The sequence below is a fragment of the Pseudoalteromonas gelatinilytica genome, from assembly GCF_001641615.1.
Lineage (GTDB): Bacteria > Pseudomonadota > Gammaproteobacteria > Enterobacterales > Alteromonadaceae > Pseudoalteromonas > Pseudoalteromonas gelatinilytica.
The window spans coordinates 59,235-76,211 of record NZ_LRRU01000014.1 but is presented as its reverse complement, the minus strand read 5'-3'; the positions used below and the strand labels follow the sequence as shown (position 1 = coordinate 76,211).

18 protein-coding genes and 1 pseudogene are annotated in these 16,977 nt (G+C 39.8%); 10 read left to right on the top strand and 9 right to left on the bottom strand.

Annotated elements, in window-relative coordinates:
* Window positions 1–201: 201 nt before the first annotated feature.
* The 3 genes from NH153_RS06215 to NH153_RS21930 are packed head-to-tail and all read left to right on the top strand — an operon-like array spanning window position 202 to window position 1,235.
* A complete protein-coding gene (locus NH153_RS06215; protein WP_063702036.1) occupies window positions 202–579 on the top strand; it encodes a MerR family transcriptional regulator in 378 nt (125 codons plus the stop codon).
* Between the two features lie 60 nt (window positions 580–639).
* Window positions 640–1,029, top strand: coding sequence for an organomercurial transporter MerC (gene merC, locus NH153_RS06210; protein ID WP_016708222.1), 390 nt, complete (start codon window positions 640–642; stop codon window positions 1,027–1,029).
* Complete coding sequence (locus NH153_RS21930; RefSeq protein WP_062566147.1) at window positions 1,017–1,235, top strand: GDCCVxC domain-containing (seleno)protein; 219 nt, start codon at window positions 1,017–1,019, stop codon at window positions 1,233–1,235. The genes merC and NH153_RS21930 overlap by 13 nt, the downstream gene beginning before the upstream one ends.
* A gap of 1 nt (window position 1,236) precedes the next feature.
* Here the strand turns inward: NH153_RS21930 and NH153_RS06200 are convergent.
* From NH153_RS06200 to cadR, 7 genes and pseudogenes are all read right to left on the bottom strand, one after another.
* Window positions 1,237–1,798: pseudogene (locus NH153_RS06200) on the bottom strand (manganese efflux pump MntP).
* Window positions 1,799–1,849: 51 nt separating this feature from the next.
* On the bottom strand, window positions 1,850–2,581 hold the full coding sequence (gene qatD, locus NH153_RS06195) for a Qat anti-phage system TatD family nuclease QatD (protein ID WP_062566148.1): 732 nt from the start codon (window positions 2,579–2,581) through the stop codon (window positions 1,850–1,852).
* A complete protein-coding gene (gene qatC / locus NH153_RS06190; RefSeq protein ID WP_063702034.1) occupies window positions 2,578–3,912 on the bottom strand; it encodes a Qat anti-phage system QueC-like protein QatC in 1,335 nt (444 codons plus the stop codon). Before qatC ends, qatD begins: the two co-directional genes overlap by 4 nt.
* Window positions 3,905–4,792, bottom strand: a complete 888-nt coding sequence (locus NH153_RS06185) for a Qat anti-phage system associated protein QatB (RefSeq protein WP_016708226.1) — start codon at window positions 4,790–4,792, stop codon at window positions 3,905–3,907. Before NH153_RS06185 ends, qatC begins: the two co-directional genes overlap by 8 nt.
* Window position 4,793: 1 nt before the next feature.
* On the bottom strand, window positions 4,794–6,554 hold the full coding sequence (locus NH153_RS06180) for a KAP family P-loop NTPase fold protein (RefSeq protein WP_082079326.1): 1,761 nt from the start codon (window positions 6,552–6,554) through the stop codon (window positions 4,794–4,796).
* A gap of 11 nt (window positions 6,555–6,565) precedes the next feature.
* Window positions 6,566–7,141, bottom strand: coding sequence for a recombinase family protein (locus tag NH153_RS06175; RefSeq protein WP_062566150.1), 576 nt, complete (start codon window positions 7,139–7,141; stop codon window positions 6,566–6,568).
* Between the two features lie 131 nt (window positions 7,142–7,272).
* Window positions 7,273–7,662, bottom strand: coding sequence for a Cd(II)/Pb(II)-responsive transcriptional regulator (cadR, locus tag NH153_RS06170; protein ID WP_016708229.1), 390 nt, complete (start codon window positions 7,660–7,662; stop codon window positions 7,273–7,275).
* 82 nt (window positions 7,663–7,744) lie between these two features.
* Between cadR and NH153_RS06165 the strand changes: the two genes are divergently transcribed.
* The 7 genes from NH153_RS06165 to NH153_RS06135 all read left to right on the top strand — a co-directional run bounded on the left by NH153_RS06165 (window position 7,745) and on the right by NH153_RS06135 (window position 15,919).
* Window positions 7,745–8,398 (top strand): cation efflux transmembrane domain-containing protein, encoded by a 654-nt coding sequence (locus NH153_RS06165; protein WP_016708230.1) that lies wholly within the window; start codon window positions 7,745–7,747, stop codon window positions 8,396–8,398.
* Window positions 8,399–8,410: 12 nt separating this feature from the next.
* Entirely contained in the window at window positions 8,411–9,139 is a 729-nt protein-coding gene (locus tag NH153_RS06160) for a transglutaminase-like domain-containing protein (RefSeq protein ID WP_016708231.1), read from the top strand.
* Window positions 9,132–10,031, top strand: coding sequence for a cation diffusion facilitator family transporter (locus tag NH153_RS06155; RefSeq protein WP_016708232.1), 900 nt, complete (start codon window positions 9,132–9,134; stop codon window positions 10,029–10,031). The genes NH153_RS06160 and NH153_RS06155 overlap by 8 nt, the downstream gene beginning before the upstream one ends.
* 45 nt (window positions 10,032–10,076) lie before the next feature.
* The gene (locus tag NH153_RS06150; protein ID WP_016708233.1) at window positions 10,077–10,439 is read left to right on the top strand and encodes a hypothetical protein; all 363 of its coding nucleotides are present in this window, start codon (window positions 10,077–10,079) and stop codon (window positions 10,437–10,439) included.
* A 69-nt stretch (window positions 10,440–10,508) separates the two neighbouring features.
* Complete coding sequence (locus tag NH153_RS06145; protein ID WP_029216105.1) at window positions 10,509–11,837, top strand: TolC family protein; 1,329 nt, start codon at window positions 10,509–10,511, stop codon at window positions 11,835–11,837.
* A 2-nt stretch (window positions 11,838–11,839) separates the two neighbouring features.
* On the top strand, window positions 11,840–12,754 hold the full coding sequence (locus NH153_RS06140; protein WP_016708235.1) for an efflux RND transporter periplasmic adaptor subunit: 915 nt from the start codon (window positions 11,840–11,842) through the stop codon (window positions 12,752–12,754).
* Between the two features lie 54 nt (window positions 12,755–12,808).
* A complete protein-coding gene (locus tag NH153_RS06135; protein WP_016708236.1) occupies window positions 12,809–15,919 on the top strand; it encodes an efflux RND transporter permease subunit in 3,111 nt (1,036 codons plus the stop codon).
* A 91-nt stretch (window positions 15,920–16,010) separates the two neighbouring features.
* Here the strand turns inward: NH153_RS06135 and NH153_RS21565 are convergent, their stop codons facing one another.
* The gene (locus tag NH153_RS21565) at window positions 16,011–16,151 is read right to left on the bottom strand and encodes a cupredoxin domain-containing protein (RefSeq protein ID WP_229677580.1); all 141 of its coding nucleotides are present in this window, start codon (window positions 16,149–16,151) and stop codon (window positions 16,011–16,013) included.
* Window positions 16,152–16,207: 56 nt separating this feature from the next.
* A complete protein-coding gene (locus NH153_RS22045) occupies window positions 16,208–16,327 on the bottom strand; it encodes a hypothetical protein (protein WP_353683143.1) in 120 nt (39 codons plus the stop codon).
* Between the last annotated feature and the right edge of the window lie 650 nt (window positions 16,328–16,977).

Sequence of the window (16,977 nt, the reverse complement as noted above, 5' to 3'; positions counted from 1 at the left end):
CTCATCTTACAGTTTTGTTGATTAGGTTTAGACTTCACCTGACAGGCAGCAAGAGCGAACAAGAGACGGTCAGAGTGATCTGGATATGTGAACTTAATTCTACAAAGCGGACGCTTAGCGACCCCGTTCATGCAATAAAATTGAGTTTAGGCAATCCGCATTAATTGTATAATGATGTCTCTGCTTCTAAAGAGTATGTTTATGAGAACCATTGGAAAACTGGCAAAAGATTTAGATATCAATGTTGAAACGATCCGCTTTTATGAGCGCCAAGGTTTAATAGAGCAGCCTCCAAAACCCGAATCAGGTTATCGAAAGTATAACGAGACACACGCTAATCAACTCAAATTTATTCTGAAAGCTAAAGCATTAGGGTTTACGCTGAAAGAAATTGAATCACTGATGTCACTAAGTAGCAGTTGCGCTGATATAGAATCGATGGGATTGCAAAAACTTAATCTCATCCGTAATAAAATTGCTGATTTACAGCGGTTAGAGAAAGTAATTCAAGATATGACAGATTCTTGCAAGGCCAATCAAGACCCTCAATCCTGCCCGGTAATAAATTCACTTAAATAGCTATTGACCCCGTACTTATGTACGGAGTTTATACTACCTTAAAAATTGAGGTAGATAGTTATGATCAATAAAATTCTAGATAAAGTAGGTTCTGGTGGCGTTTGGCTAGCCGCCCTTAGTTGCACAGCATGTTTTCCTGCGCTCGGCTCATTGGCATCTGCGCTTGGGTTAGGTTTTCTTTCACATTTTGAAGGGATAGCGGTGAACACCTTATTGCCATTATTTGCTTCACTAGCGTTGTTAGTTAATTTCTATAATTGGTATCAACATCGAGAGTCATTAAGAGGCATTTTAAGTGTCATTGGCCCAATTGCAGTATTGCTGACCCTTTATCCTTTATGGCAATACGACTGGAGCACTTACTTATTTTACTTTGGGATCATTTGGATGGTCGTAATGTCTATTTTAGATATTGTTAAGCCCATTAAGGAACCAGTATGCAAGGTATAGAATTAAAATCTAAGATAACTTGCCCTGAATGTGGATTTAGCAAAGTTGAAACCATGCCTACAAACGCTTGCCAATGGTATTACGAATGCGAAAGCTGTAAAGCACTACTTAAACCGTTCAAAGGTGATTGTTGCGTTTACTGCTCTTATGGAACAGTTAAGTGTCCTCCTATTCAAGAAGGCAATGCATGTTGCTCAGGTAAGTAGCCTAGTATTCGGTGGTTCTGTGCCAACCAAGTAATATCTTAAATGCGATTGCGATTAACACTAAACCACCAAATAGTTCAGCTTTAGACTCCAGCCATACGCCACTTCTTTCGCCGATATTCACACCAATCTAGCTAAAGGCAAACGTCGTGACGCCTATTATCAAGCAAGCTACGGCTATGTCTACCTCAAGCAATGTGATTGCATAACCTGCCGCCATTGCATCAATACTGGCGGCAATAGCAAGAACAAATAGCACACGATGAGTAACATTAGCAATATCTTCTTCAATTCCTTCAGATTGGGACTCATAAATCATTTTTGCCACCGATAAATAATAGCAAAATAAAAGCTATCCAAGGTGCATAATCTTCAATCCAAGATGATCATCCTTTACCGCTGTAATAGCCTAAAAGAGGTATAAAGCCTTGGAAAAATCCAAAATAAGCAACGGCTTTAATAAAGAGTTTTTCAGCATTTGCTACTTTTTTAGAACCTAAGCCTATGGATACTGCAAACACGTCCATACTGAGTGCTATAGCTAATACAAATACTTCAAACAAATCGATTAAACCTGAATAAAATTGTTATAAGATTACGTGACGTATAATTAGTTACTTGACTGATGTTAAACACCTAAGGTTTGCTGACAGTTGCTCAATTATCGAAGCCTTATTTTTACACCAAATTTCAGCCAGATATTCAGTAACAGTGCCAACACTTGAAGGAAACAGAATATTCCCCGCCACTTTGGCGAAAGGGCCATCAGTTTCGAGTAAAATCCTATCTTGAGGTATCCACGATATTACTTTTTTAGCTCTGGCTGAAGTAAGCATGGCTGGCCCAATAGAAAAGAAACAGCCTAGCTCGACGGCTTCTAGAACTTGCTTCTTAGTACCTAAAAACCAATGAAGAATAGAAGTACCAGCATCGGGGTATAACTTAAGTTGTTCAAGTACTTCACCTGTCGCATTAAGACTATGGATAGTTAATATTTTGTTATCAAAGCCTTCACATTTTTTCAAAATATGCGTAAAAACCTCTAATTGATCATCAAAGTAATCAGCATAACCTTTTGAGCCATCCAGCCCAATTTCTCCAATATATCTAGTTCTATCAACTAGCTTATCGAATAGAGGTAGTTCATTTTTCCTTAAATGAGCAAGTTGAGGGTGCAGACCCAAAGCCGTTTTACAGTGTTTTATGTCACTTGTTAACTGGACAGTACCTTCAAAAGCTGACGGCACCGTAGTTACTGATAGCACGTAATAATTACTGCTTTTTATGTCGTTCAATACCTCTTGATAATCTGGATATAAATCAACATGGCAATGAAGATCCATCATGATGATTTATCCGCTTGGAGAAATAATTCAACCTCTGCCAATCCTCGCTTAATAGTTGATTCTAATTTTTCTCGTATATCTTTTTCTTGTGGTATTGGTCCTGACTTTCGAAGCCAAGAACGATAGTTATCTGATTGTTTCAATCTAATAATGGCAGTTTGAACCGCTTGGAGATCATCGCGAGTATCTTTTTCTTTAATAAGACCTCTCAACCGCTTTGTCTTGTATGGCGCATCTTGTGTAAAACCAGCATGAAAAACTGACGCTCTTCGAATAAGGCAAGGTACACAATGCCCACACTGTTTATGCTCTCTGTGCCAATGACTACAAGAAACACTCAGAGGAACTGCTTTTCTAATTGCGTCTTGATCAACACATTCCGCTAACATTTCACCTTTAGTTTTGAATTGATAGGGGTTTACAAATTTGACATGAAACCCAGTGTCTCTAAGCAAAGATTCAAGCCTGCTTAGAAAATTAGGATGAGTAGTTCTAGTACTATGGCTACCAATCCGTCTTCTGGTAAGCGGTGGATTTATAGAAATATAGCCATTCTCAGGGACGACAATAGTTTCAATACTGCTATCGCAATTAGCATTTCTTAAGGCTGATATACCAAGTACCGCCATAGCTAGGAAGTTGAAGCTTCTTCCCCTCATGCTAATGTCAGTTTTACCTTCTAACTGCTTGATAATATGAGGAGACATTGAATAGGACAATTCGCCGAATGGCGGGGACAATAATTGCTTAATATCTTCCTGTTTTGCGCCATCACCACGATAAGCGTGACTAACCAAAAGCGGTTTTAAGGCTGACTCTCCGTTTAAAATGTCAATTGCACCAACTGCGCTATCAAGACCTCCTGAAAAAAGGCAGACTGAGTTGAGTCCAATTAATGATTTTGCTTTTGCTTTCGCTTGCTCACTTGTTTTAGGAGTCGGCATCGGCATAGTTGTTTTTTCAAAAGTAAACTGCCATTGATCGCCCGTTAGAAAGTTGAGCAAAGAACTTAGTTCAGGCTCAACAGTATTCCACATATCCTCATCGGTAACAGGAACATGCAAGTGCATTTTTCTAGCCCATGCATTTTCTGCATTATCCCTCAATTCAAATGTATCAGCGGCGGTAACGGCGGTTGCAATTGTTATCAGATCTATTGCATCAGCATCTACATGCAATCCTAAATCACGAACTGTTTGTAGTAGTTGTTTTGACACTAAGCTGTGCTTAGTGATGTCATTTTGATGCGTGTGAAACATTTGGACAGGATGACAGTCTTCAGAAAAATCAGGCAAGTTAGCTGGGTCATGGTTAAAATAAAAATTAGTCATCAAAACTCTCCCATTCATCCACTGTCATTGCAATTGCATCAGCTTGAATTTTAGTAATATTTTCCTTGCTAATAGTACTAGGGTTGCCATTAGTTACTTTGTCTAACTGCTCTTGTGTGATCACTTTTATTAATTCCCTTAATTCTACTTCCATTTGATGATGCTTACTTGCAGGCTCAACATGAAACCAAGCTCTGCCCATGCCTTCAACCACATCCTGAAAAATAAGATCTGTTAAATAACAGCCTATGGCTTCTTGAATAACTTCGTCAGTAAAACTGTTTGGGTCAAATTCTTCTGTATCGGGTAATGCTTCCTCTAGTGCGTAATCCAACGCAACTCTTACAGCATCCGAATCGGCATTATCAGGTGCCAAATGACTAGCAATTTTGTCAATTGCTTGGTCAGTCGATAACCCAGTTAGATCACCTAATGATAAGCTTTGATTATTAACCGTTACGGTGTCGCCACGCATGACACCAAGCAATCCAGAACCAGCCGTTATACCGCTTGCTAGTCTCCGGCTTGTGCTTTTACCTCCGCCAGAGCCTTTTCTAGAGTAACTTTTTAATGAACGCCTTAGATCTGAGGTTGAGCCACCTGTTTGTGCATATTTACCAAATGCTCTTCTGGCGCTGGCAAACCTATTTGGAGGTGGCGTTGCTGTTGGCGAACCACCGATTTCTTGTTGAACCTTGTCATTGTCAATATCGTTGGTATGGTCATTCTGATCATCAGATTGATTGTTATCAGAACCAGTTTGATCATCCCCATCAGTACCTGATGCAGGCTCTATTGTGACGGGATCTCCTTGCTCTGCCCAAGATGGAATTAGCGGACTCTTGTTATTCGGTCCTGTAGACGATGCGGACGTACCCATATTACTTAATTCCCTCTAGTTCTTTTAAGATTGGATTGAGCCACCTTTGACGAGGCAAGCTTTTTAAGAATGTAAGAAGACTTAAGCAACATTTATCATCCTGCTTGGCAAGTAACACGGCTCCATAGATGCCTGTTGGTTTTTCGGTCCAATCACCAATCAACTTAAAGTTTTCAATCAAACCATCCATGACTGACATGTACTCTTCCTTCGGAGTTGTGGTAATCGCAGTAGAGTTAACGCCACTGACCCTTACCTTTTGCTTCATTAATTCTTCTACAAGTTTTTGAGCAGCTCCCGACATTACCGCATTAACAGCACCCATTGGAATGCTTTCTCGGCTAAGGTATGCCGCTGGGGTCAAATCCATCTCAGTAAACATTGGAGGTAATTTTGACCATTTATCAATAAAAGCTAGGTCGAGTTTCCACTCTTCAGGTAACTTTATTTCATCAAATTCAACTTCTGAATTTTCGAGATCCGCTAAAACTTTTGGATATCCGTTTTCCTTATCAATTAATTCATAAAGCTTGTTAGTAGCCTGAGTGCCTAAGCACCTCTCAAAAATTACCAGCTTAGTGATAGTTTTCTCGTCAAGCTGCATTCCTCGACGGTGAGCCGTTTTCTTTCTCATCTTAACTTGATTGAGTAATCGCTTAACTATGCGAGGGTTACCGTTAATGTTTGTGGATTCAGCTAATAGTGGAGCTAACTGTTCAGCAACTACAAATTTGCTTCTGAGTCCTGAATGCTTTTCGATATCGTGATCCTGAAGAAGCTCATCAACGGTAATTTGTGGTTGTTTCCAAGAAAGCCTTAATGATTCTTCAAGGGCACATCTTATCGCTTCTAACTGAGCATCTGTCACTCCGTGGTCTTGAGCGGTGAGCATCATTAAATATGCCCTTATCTCAAGAACACCGGGCCTTGGTACATGCACAGGAATTTGAATAAGCTTGTCTAAATAATCAGTTTGATGTCGTTGAGATGCACCTTTGTGATATTCAGGTACTGCCAAACGGATCATGTCTTCATCGGCGGCAATGACAAATGCGGTATTTGGTAAAAATAGAAATAATCTGATCGCCTCAAGTGTTGAAATGGCATTAAATGGAGAGCAGCGATCTAAATTATCGACATAGACAATAAGTGGCTTATCAAACTCCTTTAACAGATCAGAATATGCTTTTCGGAATTCTTTAATTTCTTTAGGAGGTGAGAATGATTTCTTATCTTTGATCAAACCTTTGTTTTTCTTCGCAACATCCTTAGCGCCATCGACAGCACCTTTTACATCATCAACATCAAGTTCACCATCGTCACCACCACTGAATAGTCCCATGATCTTCTGTATACCACCCATAGTCGGTATACCAGCTAATGCTGCACCACCATCCATTAGCAGTCCCATCAGTCTGATCTTATCTATTCGTCCAGCAAACTCTATTGCTTTTGCACTTAGATTTTTATCGTCTGCTGCTTTTTTTACTAAAGTAGATGCAATTGTTTCTAATAGCGCTGCTTTAGCGTCATCGTATCCTTGGAAAGTCCATGCATCGAAATGCACTTGTATATATTCTTGTTCATCAGTTTCCAAAGATGCTTTGGTAAGTTCAAGAATCGTGGATTTTCCAGCGCCCCAATCACCAAAGACACCTATACTAATAGGCATTAATTCCTTTTCAGTGATAAGATCTTTAATCGACTCAGCCGTTTCATTAAAGTTTAAGAAGTCAATTTTTGACTCTTTATCAGACCACATAACATCTCCTTTTATTTATTATTTTTTTGTTCCATTCTTTCAATAGTTCGATGAACCGTCGGGCGGCTAACAGAATATTTCTTCGCTAATGCAGAGATCGATTCACCATTTAATTTATCTTTATATAATTCTTTCGCTTGTTTGTCTGATAAAGCAGGCAACCTACCCATATGTTTGCCTTTAGCCTTCGCTTCTTCGCGACCTTCTGCGGTTCTGGCTTTTATAAGATCCCGCTCAAGTTGAGCGAATACTCCACATAGGTTGATCATGGCGGTGGCAAACGGATTATCATTTTTAGTATTGAGAGAGCCGTCGATAATATTTAAACAAGCCCCCTTTTTGTGGATACTTTCAATAGCCTCAAGAATAGACTTTAATGATCGGCCTAGCCGATCAAGGCGAGTAACAATTACCTCATCACCCTCCCTGATAAAATCGATGAGTTCCTTTAGCTTTTCTTCATTTCTAATGGAAGCACCTGACTGTTTTCCTTGAAATATTTTTTCACAGCCATGAGCGTCCAACTTGGACAGTTGAATATTTAAATCTTGCTCTTTAGTTGAGACTCTTGCAAAACCAACTTTCATATGTACGAAACCTGTAACTTTCGTACATCTTAACAATCAAGTGAACGAAAGTACATTAAATAAATTTCGTACATGAACGTAATAAAATATAGTTATTCGTACACAACACGGATAGAAAATGAATGACAATTCTAACTATCAAGTGACTTAATTATTCCACACGCTTCAATGGTGTTTTCAGTTGTACACAAACTTGCCATTTGTTGAAGCTCAGCTTTTAGTGCTTTGAGTTCTCTCATTCGATTGTTAACTAAGGCCAATTGTTGAGCAATGAGCTTATTAACACTTGCACAGCTTTCTTCTGGCTTATTTTTCAGTTCCATAAGGCGTTTAACATCTGTTAGAGGGATATCCAAACTTCGGCAATGCTTTATAAACTCTAATTCTTTTAAAGCCCGTTCACCGTATAACCTGTAATTCCCTTCAGTACGTTCAGGAGTTGAAAGCAACCCTTCTTTCTCGTAATACCGAATTGTTTGTATCGAACACCCTGTCGTTTTTGAAAGTTCACCTATCTTCATAAAACTTTAGTCCTAAATCTTGACTCTATAGTCACTATAGACTTTATAGTTAAGTTATCAAGCAAATAACTAAGGCCGTGCAATGAGTGGTTGTGGTTGCGAAGTCGAACTAAAAGATGCGAAACAAAAACATGTGCTGTATTGGTTGCTAGGTATTAATGCGGTTATGTTCTGCGTTGAGATTACTGTGGGCCTATATGCAAACTCAACGGCTTTGATAGCAGATTCAATGGATATGCTGGCTGACGCAATTGTCTATGGTATTGCTCTATATGCCGTGAGCCGATCTTTAAAGCATAAAGCCAATGCAGCCCTTATCAGCGGTTACTTTCAGCTGACACTCGGAATACTGGTAATCTTTGACATAGTAAGAAGACTCGGAGAAGGTGAGCCTCACTCTTGGTTCATGATCGGCTTTGGTTTTGTAGCATTAATAGCAAACGTCATTTGTTTAGTTTTAATCAGAATGCAAAGCAATGGTGAAGTCCATATGCGTGCAAGCTGGATATTTTCAGCCAACGATGTGATCGCAAACTTGGGGGTCATTGCTGCTGGTGTTTTAGTGATGCTACTTGATTCTCGCTGGCCTGACATTGTGATTGGTAGTGTGATTGCAACCCTAATTTTAAGAGGGGCTTACCTGATTATTACTGATGCGAAGAAAGAGCTGAGCAACGCAGAGTTAACAAGCGAAAACAATAGCTGTAGTGGAAGTAAATCAAAATCATGTTCTTAAAGGAGATGGATAATGAGTGCTAATTATTTAGAGAAAACACAAATATTAGACTTAGATGATCACAGCATCCAATCTCTAATAGCAGATCGGAATTGGAATACAATGGATGAATACAACACAATAGGAGCAGCTTACACCTTTGTTAAAGATGAGATTCAGTTTGGTTACAACCGCAGCGATGATATATCTGCGAGTGAAGTTTTAGCGGATGGCTATGGACAGTGCAATACCAAGGGAAACTTGTTAATGGCTCTATTCCGAGCGCTTGGTATTCAGTGCCGATTTCATGGTTTCACGATTGACCAACAGCTTCAGAAAGGCGCTATTCCTTCTTATGTATTTTGGCTTGCCCCAAAATCCATTATCCATAGCTGGGTAGAAGTGCTCTATGAAGGTAAGTGGATCAATTTAGAAGGCTTCATTCTCGACGAAGCTTACCTAAGTTCAATTCAATCCAAATTCAGTCAAGCTAAAGATAATTTTTGTGGTTATGGAATAGCTACTACCTGCATAAGTAACCCAGAGACGAACTGGGTTGGTAAAGATACTTATATTCAAAAAGAAGGCATACACGACGACTTTGGCTTTTATGACTCACCCGATGAATTCTATGCTGAGCAGGGAACCAATCTAACGGGTATTAAACGTTGGGCGTACCAAAACTTTATCCGTCATATCATTAATTGGAATGTACAAAGGCTTAGAAGAAAAAATGTAACCGCCGAGGCTCAACATGCATAACCACTCTCACGGTCATGATCACCCTCACAATGATGAGGACGCTTCGAGACGCATTGGCTGGGCTTTTTTTCTAAACCTCACGTTTACCATCATCGAATTTATCGGAGGTTGGTTAACCAATAGTACGGCAATCATGGCAGATGCTATCCATGATTTAGGAGATAGCATCTCCATAGGCACCGCATGGGGATTAAATAAGCTCAGTAACAAGCCTGCCTCTAGCCAGTTTTCATATGGTTACAAGCGCTTTTCATTGCTTGGCGCATTGATTAACGGTTTGGTATTAACTGTTGGTTCTGTTTTTATACTAATTGAGGCCATACCAAGATTAGCTAACCCCGAAATGCCTCAAGTCGAAGGAATGCTTTTATTAGCTATTTTTGGCATGGTGGTAAACGGTTACGCTGCCTATAAGCTAAGTCATGGAAAGACCTTAAATGAACGAGTTTTAAACTGGCACTTGCTTGAAGACGTTTTAGGTTGGATAGCTATATTTATTGTATCAATCGTATTGATGTTTGTTGAATGGCCCATACTCGATCCTATTTTATCAATTGGGTTTACCCTTTTTATTTTATTTAATGTTGTAAGAACACTGAAAACGACACTTATGCTCTTCTTGCAAGCGACACCAGATATTGATCTTATTGAAAATATTAAATCGAAAATAGTTTCTAAAGCCATTGTGGGTGAAGTACATCACTTACACATCTGGTCACTTGATGGTGAACACAACGTTTTAACCGCCCATATTGTTTTAAACACTGAAATATCTAACGAAGAGCTGAAATCGTACAAGCTAGAGTTGCGACAGGAGCTTAAAGAGTTTGATTTTGCTCATACAACAATTGAAATAGAGTTCATAGACGAGCAATGTCGTGACGCAAGCTAAACGATAGTGTTAACATTGGCATAACTAAGAGATAGTTGAAACGAAATGAATATTAAACAATTCCCTGCATACATCATGATAGTGCTGATATTACTTCAGTCATTTTCTGCTGTGGCAAAAGTTGCTGATGTTCATATTGTTGATTCCGAGCATATAAAAACCGAGCATGTTCATGCTTTAGATGACCACATTTCTTCTGAAAAATTAATACAATCATCAGCAGATAATGACCAACACAACCCCGCTGATTGTCATCATTGCGGACACTGCAATGGCTCGCATGTACAGTTTGCTACGCATGTTTACATCAGTAGAGACATTGATTTCAAATCAAGTCAGGTATTTGATTATTTAAAAGTAGTCATTGAAGCTCCCCCTTCCAGATTACTTCGACCTCCCAAAAGTTAGTCCTTTTATTTAATTGGCGCGTTAGGCGGTGAAGCCAACGCTCGTTTCATAAAATAAACAGGACAAAATATGAATATGTCTTATTTTAAGGCCCCCGTACTTGCTTGGAAGAAAGTAAAACGGTTGCTTCTGTTGTCGTTTTTAGTGACAACTAATAATGTATTTGCAAATGACTTAACTGTTGATTCAGTTTCATTGTCAGAGGCAATACAACGAACACTTGCAAACAACCCACAGCTAACAGCTTTTAAATACAAACAAAAGCGTTTAGACGGCGAGTTAGCTACCGCAGGGTTAAAACCTGAATATAACGTCAGCGCTGAATTGGAAAACTTTGCAGGTACAGGTGATGTATCTGGATTCAGCGACGCTGAACTTACCTTATCAATATCTTCCGTGGTGGAATTGGGAGATAAGGTAAATAGCAGAAAGCTTTATGTTAATGCCCAACAGCAAGCAATAGCTGTTGAAAAAAGAATACAAACACTCGATATTTTGGGTGAAGTAGCAGCTCGCTATATCGATGTTTTGACGTTACAGCAAATCATGCTCGTCAATGAAAATGCAGAAAAGCTAGCACGAGAAACCTATCAAACTGTCTCCAAAAAAGTTCGTGTTGGTTCGGCACCGTCATCAGAGCAAAAACGAGCTGATGCAGCTTTAGCAACAGCTCGACTAAAGACGCTAACCATTTCCAAGCAGTTAGAGGCCAGTGTTCGTAAGTTAGCTATTATGTGGGGAGAACAATCACCGCAATTCTCTCGTGTATCAGGCGATTTATTTGCACTTCCCAAAACAATATCACTCGAATACATCATGGCTCAACTTTCTCAAAGTCCTCATATATTAGCTTATGCAGAGCAATCGAGAATTCAGCAAGCTCAATTACAATCAATCAACGCACAAAGCCACGCTAATATAACGTGGAGCGCAGGTGTGAAAAGACTTGAAGGTAGCAATGAGACTGCGTTGGTTGCAGGAATTAGCGTCCCTCTGTTTACGAGTGATAGAAATAGAGGCAGCTATCAATCTCAAAAAGCAAAACTCGATGAAGTTGAGCAGCAACGGAAAGCCAGTGAGCGAGCAATTTACAGCCAATTAGCGACATTTTATGCGGCTCAGGAAGAGGCTCGCCTTACGGTTGAAACCTTACAAACCAGTATTATTCCGCCTCAAGAAAGTGCTTTGTCATTAGTGCAAAAAGCCTATTCGGACGGGCGCTTTAGTTATTTAGAGCTAGTTTCAGTTCAAAAAGAGCTTATTGAGATGCAATATGCGCTTATTTTTGCCGCAAGTGAGGTTCACAAACAAAGCGCCTCCATTGAGTCCTTATCAGGCATTCCATTAATTTCTTCCGGCAATACAGAAAGCCAACTTTCAAGCTTTATTGAGAATTAATCATGAAAAAGAAAAATATATTAAATTCACCAATCAGCCTTTTCAAATTAATGCTTGTTGCTGTAATTGGTTTCACCTCCATCACGACCTCAGCCAGTGAAGAACACAAAGATGAAATAGTCTCTATGTCTGTTGAGATGGCTAAACAAAACAGCATTGAAACAGTAGCAGCAACTAGCGGTGTTATTCATAACGAAGAAGTTGTATATGGAAAAATCGTTGCCGATCCTGCCTCACTTGCGCACGTTAACGCTAGATTCGATGGTGTTATTAAGGAAGTAAAAGTCAATCTCGGCGAAGAGGTCAAAAAAGGTGAAACGTTGGTAGTGATTGAATCCAATGAGAGCTTAAATCAATATTCGATAAAAGCACCAATGTCTGGGCGTATAGTCGCTAGGCAAGCCAATATTGGCGAGCTTACAAATGGTGAAAACTTGCTGACAATAGCCAATTTTGACGTGGTTTGGGCACAACTATCAGTGTTTCCTACTCAGCTAAGTAAGGTTAACGCTAACCAGCAGGTGCTAATTCATAGCACTGAATTTAATCAAAGTGCGCAAATTAGCTATTTAACACCATCACTAAACGACAAGCCATACTCATTGGCATTTGTAAAATTGGATAACAAAACCAACAAGTGGCCGCTTGGCACTGTAATTAAAGGTGCGGTTACGACCAGTCAACACTCTGCTCCAGTTGTTGTGCCAAAAGGAGCCATTCAAGAGTTTGAAGGCAAAGATGTTGTTTTTATTAAAGAAGGCAATGAATACCACCCTAGCGCCGTAAAAACTGGCGCTTCAGACGCTATCAATATTGCTATCATCGACGGTTTGAACGTCGGCGAAAGTGTGGTTGTAAAGAACAGTTATCTGCTAGTTGCTGATCTAAAAAAATCGGAGGCTGGACATGAACACTAATCTCCGACCTTTTTGTCCTCTACATATTGGCTTCAGTATTATCGAGGTGAAAATATGATCGCTTGGATACTAGAATTATCTATCCGTAGACGTGGTACTATGTTGCTTATGGCCTTGTTTATCATCGCTTTAGGAATATGGAACTATCAGAAGCTACCTATTGACGCTGTGCCAGATATAACCAATGTACAGGTACAAATAAACACGCAGGCTCAAGGTTATTCACCTTTGGAAACAGAGCAACGGATTACGTTTATCGTCGAAACGGGCTTGGCAGGTTTACCTAAGCTGGATTATACCCGTTCACTTTCTCGATATGGCCTGTCGCAAGTGACTGTTGTGTTTGAAGAAGGCACAGATTTGTATTTTGCCAGAAACCTAATCAATGAGCGACTTAGCGCAATTAAGGAGCAACTACCGTTTGGCATTGAACCAGAAATGGGACCAATTGCTACGGGCCTCGGTGAAATATACATGTACAGTATAACTGCCGACGAAAGTGCAAAGCAGAATAATGGCTTACCCTATGATGCGATGGCGTTAAGGGAGATCCATGACTGGGTAGTGAAACCACAACTTGCATTGGTTAAAGGGATTACGGAAATCAATGCAATTGGTGGCTATAAAAAGCAATACCATATCAATCCCGATCCGTTAAGGATGTTGCACTTCGGTATTACCAGTGAAGCACTATCAAATGCAATAATGCGAAATAATGCAAATCAAGGGGCTGGATTCATCGAAAGAAGCGGACAGCAAATTCTTGTTCGTTCACAAGCTCAGTTGCAATCTATTCAAGACATCCAAAACGTCATTATAAAAAGCGACGACGGCACACTTGTAAAAGTTAAAGATGTAGCCGAAGTTGCGATAGGAAAAGAGCTAAGGACAGGAGCTGCATCACTGGAAGGCAAGGAAAGTGTGATTGGCACCGCAATGATGCTGGTAGGAGAAAATTCACGCTCGGTGGCATTGGCTGTTGGTGACAAGCTTAGTGAAATCCAAAACAGTTTACCTCAAGGCGTGTCCATAGTTCCCTTATATGACAGGACAACTCTGGTTGATAAAGCAATTAGCACCGTACAGAAAAATCTTATTGAAGGTGCATTACTGGTTATCTTCGTATTGTTCCTATTACTGGGTAACATACGCGCCGCTTTGATTACCGCCGCAGTAATTCCTTTGGCAATGTTGGCAACAATCACGGGCATGGTTCAAAGCAAAGTCTCTGCGAATTTAATGAGTCTGGGAGCCTTAGATTTTGGATTGATTGTCGATGGCGCGGTAATAATCGTTGAGAACTGCATTAGGCGGTTAGCAGAAAGCCAAAAACGAAATAGTTCTGTCATTTCCCTGAAAGAACGCCTAGACATTGTTTATTCTGCTACCAATGAGGTTATACGACCTAGTGTTTTTGGCGTATTGATCATAACGATTGTCTATTTACCTTTGTTTACCTTATCGGGTGTCGAGGGCAAAATGTTTCATCCGATGGCCGCAACGGTGATAATCGCTCTATTGTCTGCAATGGTATTTACCTTCACGCTAGTCCCCGCTGCGGTTGCTTTATTCTTGAAAGGCAAAATCAGCGAAAAAGAAAGTCCAGTAATTGTCGGCGCTAAGTCAGTTTATAGTCCTGTTTTGAAGTGGGCTTTAAAACTACGTTGGCTAGTTGTTTGCGGCGCTGCTTTACTTGTGACATTTAGCATATTACTTGGTAGTAAATTAGGATCTGAATTTGTTCCTCAACTTAATGAAGGTGACATTGCACTGCACGCGATGCGTATTCCGGGCACGGGTATTGACCAAGCTGTAGAAATGCAGAAGGTACTTGAACAACAAATTATGAAATATGATGAAGTTGTTACGGTGTTTTCAAAAACGGGCACAGCAGAAGTTGCGACAGACGCGATGCCGCCAAATGTGACTGATACTTTTCTGATATTAAAGCCGAGAGAGCAATGGCCCGACCCTAATTTAACGAAAGAGGATTTTGTTGAAAGGCTGGAAAAAGATCTCAGCTCTATTCCCGGCAATAATTATGAGTTTACTCAACCAATTCAGATGCGATTTAACGAATTAATTAGCGGAGTAAGAGCTGATTTAGGGATTAAGCTCTACGGTGATGATCTATCCCAACTTGTCATTTCTGCACAAGAAGTTTTGGCTACACTCAATACAATTTCAGGTGTTGCTGATGCGCGGCTCGAACAAGTTGATGACGTGCCTATCTTTACCGTTAACCCCAAGCCTGAAGCATTAGCGCTATACGGGTTGGATGCAAGCGACTTACAGTCTTGGTTAAAAACAGTCGTGTCAGGTGAAGGCGCAGGGTTAATATTCGAAGGTGATCGTCGATTTGAAATTGTAGTTAGATATCCTGAGCTGTTGAGAGCCAACCTTGATCAGCTAGGTAATTTGCCAATCGCGACAGAAAGTGGTGAGTTTGTACCTGTAAGCGAAGTTGCAGAGTTAAATTATACGACAGTTCCAAGTCAAATAAGCCGAGAAAATGGTAAGCGACGAATTGTAATTACAGCAAATGTTAGAAACCGAGATCTAGGCTCATTCGTACAAGAGGCACAGCAAAAAATTCAACAAAATGTTGAATTGCCTGCTGGTTATTGGCTTGAGTACGGCGGAACATTTGAGCAACTTGAGAGTGCAACGCAAAGATTATCCATCGTAGTACCTGCCACATTGTTTGTAATTTTGACACTGCTTGTCATAGCATTTAGTTCAATAAAAGATGCCCTGATCATATTTAGTGGTGTGCCTTTAGCACTTACAGGCGGCGTATTGGCTTTGTGGTTAAGAGACATGCCTCTTTCAATTTCTGCTGCTGTTGGATTTATCGCTCTTTCAGGGATAGCTGTATTAAATGGACTGGTGATGCTGTCATTCATTAAACAGCGATTACTTGAAACAGGAGAGCTAATAAACTCAATTATCGAAGGTGCAACTATCAGGCTTCGCCCTGTATTAATGACCGCTTTGGTTGCTAGCTTAGGTTTCATTCCTATGGCATTAAACGTCGGAACTGGGGCTGAAGTTCAGAGGCCATTAGCAACGGTGGTAATTGGAGGGATTATTTCCTCTACTTTACTTACTTTAGTTGTTTTGCCTGTTCTATATAGAATTGTTTACAGTAAATACAAATCTTAACTTTAATTTAGAGGCTTCTCGTAATGTTTTCGAGAAGCCTTTTGTTAAGTTACTTTTGCTCGTTCAGGTGTGTAAAAAGACCTATTTAAAACTAAATTACTTTTAAGACGCCGCGATACATTTGTATCTGACAATGAAACTCATGCTCTCCCTGTGACAAGTTTAATAAGGTAATTTGAGTAATTTCATTTAACTTAAGCTGTTCGCTTATATCCAATGAAGGAATAAGCATTATTTCAGCGCAGGGGGATTGCTCTTTATGACCGTTATGAACGCACGTCATTATTGCTAATTGCGCAGATTATGAATGAAACTGGTAAACGGATTATCATTTTTTGTACTGACAGAACCATTAATAATCTTTGAACAATCGCCCCGTTTGTGAGTACTTTCAATGTCCTCAAGAATAGACTTTAATGATCGGCCTAGCCGATCAAGGCGAGTAACTATTACCTCATCACCCTACCTGATGAAATCGATTAGCTTCTTTAACTTTTTTCATTTCTAACCGAAGTACCAGACACATTGCCTTATAATATTTTTTTACAACCATAATAGCCCAACTGAACAGTTGAGCATTCAAATCTTGTTCTCTAGTAGATACTCTTGCAAAACCACTTTCATGTGTAGGAAACTTTTAGCTTTCGGACATGAACGAGATAAAAGATCAATATTCGTTCATTTAAAAAGTGAAATAAATGACAACTCTAACTATCAAGATTAATTCTTCCACATGCTTTAACTGTGTCTTCACTTGTACACGAGCTTACATTTGTTGAAGCTCAGCTTGTAGTACTTTGAGTTCCCACATTAGATTGTTAACTAAAGCCAATTCCGCCTGTGTCTATCACAAGTTCAAAACTCAAACTCTAAATATAAGCTGATTTGATCTCCTTCAAAGAAGATTTTTTGCCCATAAACTCTTACACCGAAATGTGTAGATTAGTACTGATTCACAATAATTGCGCTGAAATTGAGTCAATCGTATTACAAATACTCTTATTGATACTGGCTCATTACTTGCATTTTTTCGAGAACATGACCACATGTAGAGAATA

Bases quoted from the DNA above. Each gene is read 5' to 3' on its own strand.
- NH153_RS06185 (WP_016708226.1), bottom strand. From the start codon at position 4,792: ATGGGTACGTCCGCATCGTCTACAGGACCGAATAACAAGAGTCCGCTA.
- NH153_RS06145 (WP_029216105.1), top strand. From the start codon at position 10,509: ATGAATATGTCTTATTTTAAGGCCCCCGTACTTGCTTGGAAGAAAGTA.
- NH153_RS21565 (WP_229677580.1), bottom strand. From the start codon at position 16,151: ATGCTTATTCCTTCATTGGATATAAGCGAACAGCTTAAGTTAAATGAA.
- NH153_RS06155 (WP_016708232.1), top strand. From the start codon at position 9,132: ATGCATAACCACTCTCACGGTCATGATCACCCTCACAATGATGAGGAC.
- merC (WP_016708222.1), top strand. From the start codon at position 640: ATGATCAATAAAATTCTAGATAAAGTAGGTTCTGGTGGCGTTTGGCTA.
- NH153_RS06180 (WP_082079326.1), bottom strand. From the start codon at position 6,554: ATGTGGTCTGATAAAGAGTCAAAAATTGACTTCTTAAACTTTAATGAA.
- qatC (WP_063702034.1), bottom strand. From the start codon at position 3,912: ATGACTAATTTTTATTTTAACCATGACCCAGCTAACTTGCCTGATTTT.
- cadR (WP_016708229.1), bottom strand. From the start codon at position 7,662: ATGAAGATAGGTGAACTTTCAAAAACGACAGGGTGTTCGATACAAACA.
- NH153_RS06140 (WP_016708235.1), top strand. From the start codon at position 11,840: ATGAAAAAGAAAAATATATTAAATTCACCAATCAGCCTTTTCAAATTA.
- NH153_RS06175 (WP_062566150.1), bottom strand. From the start codon at position 7,141: ATGAAAGTTGGTTTTGCAAGAGTCTCAACTAAAGAGCAAGATTTAAAT.
- NH153_RS06215 (WP_063702036.1), top strand. From the start codon at position 202: ATGAGAACCATTGGAAAACTGGCAAAAGATTTAGATATCAATGTTGAA.
- NH153_RS06160 (WP_016708231.1), top strand. From the start codon at position 8,411: ATGAGTGCTAATTATTTAGAGAAAACACAAATATTAGACTTAGATGAT.
- NH153_RS06150 (WP_016708233.1), top strand. From the start codon at position 10,077: ATGAATATTAAACAATTCCCTGCATACATCATGATAGTGCTGATATTA.
- NH153_RS06135 (WP_016708236.1), top strand. From the start codon at position 12,809: ATGATCGCTTGGATACTAGAATTATCTATCCGTAGACGTGGTACTATG.
- qatD (WP_062566148.1), bottom strand. From the start codon at position 2,581: ATGATGGATCTTCATTGCCATGTTGATTTATATCCAGATTATCAAGAG.
- NH153_RS21930 (WP_062566147.1), top strand. From the start codon at position 1,017: ATGCAAGGTATAGAATTAAAATCTAAGATAACTTGCCCTGAATGTGGA.
- NH153_RS06165 (WP_016708230.1), top strand. From the start codon at position 7,745: ATGAGTGGTTGTGGTTGCGAAGTCGAACTAAAAGATGCGAAACAAAAA.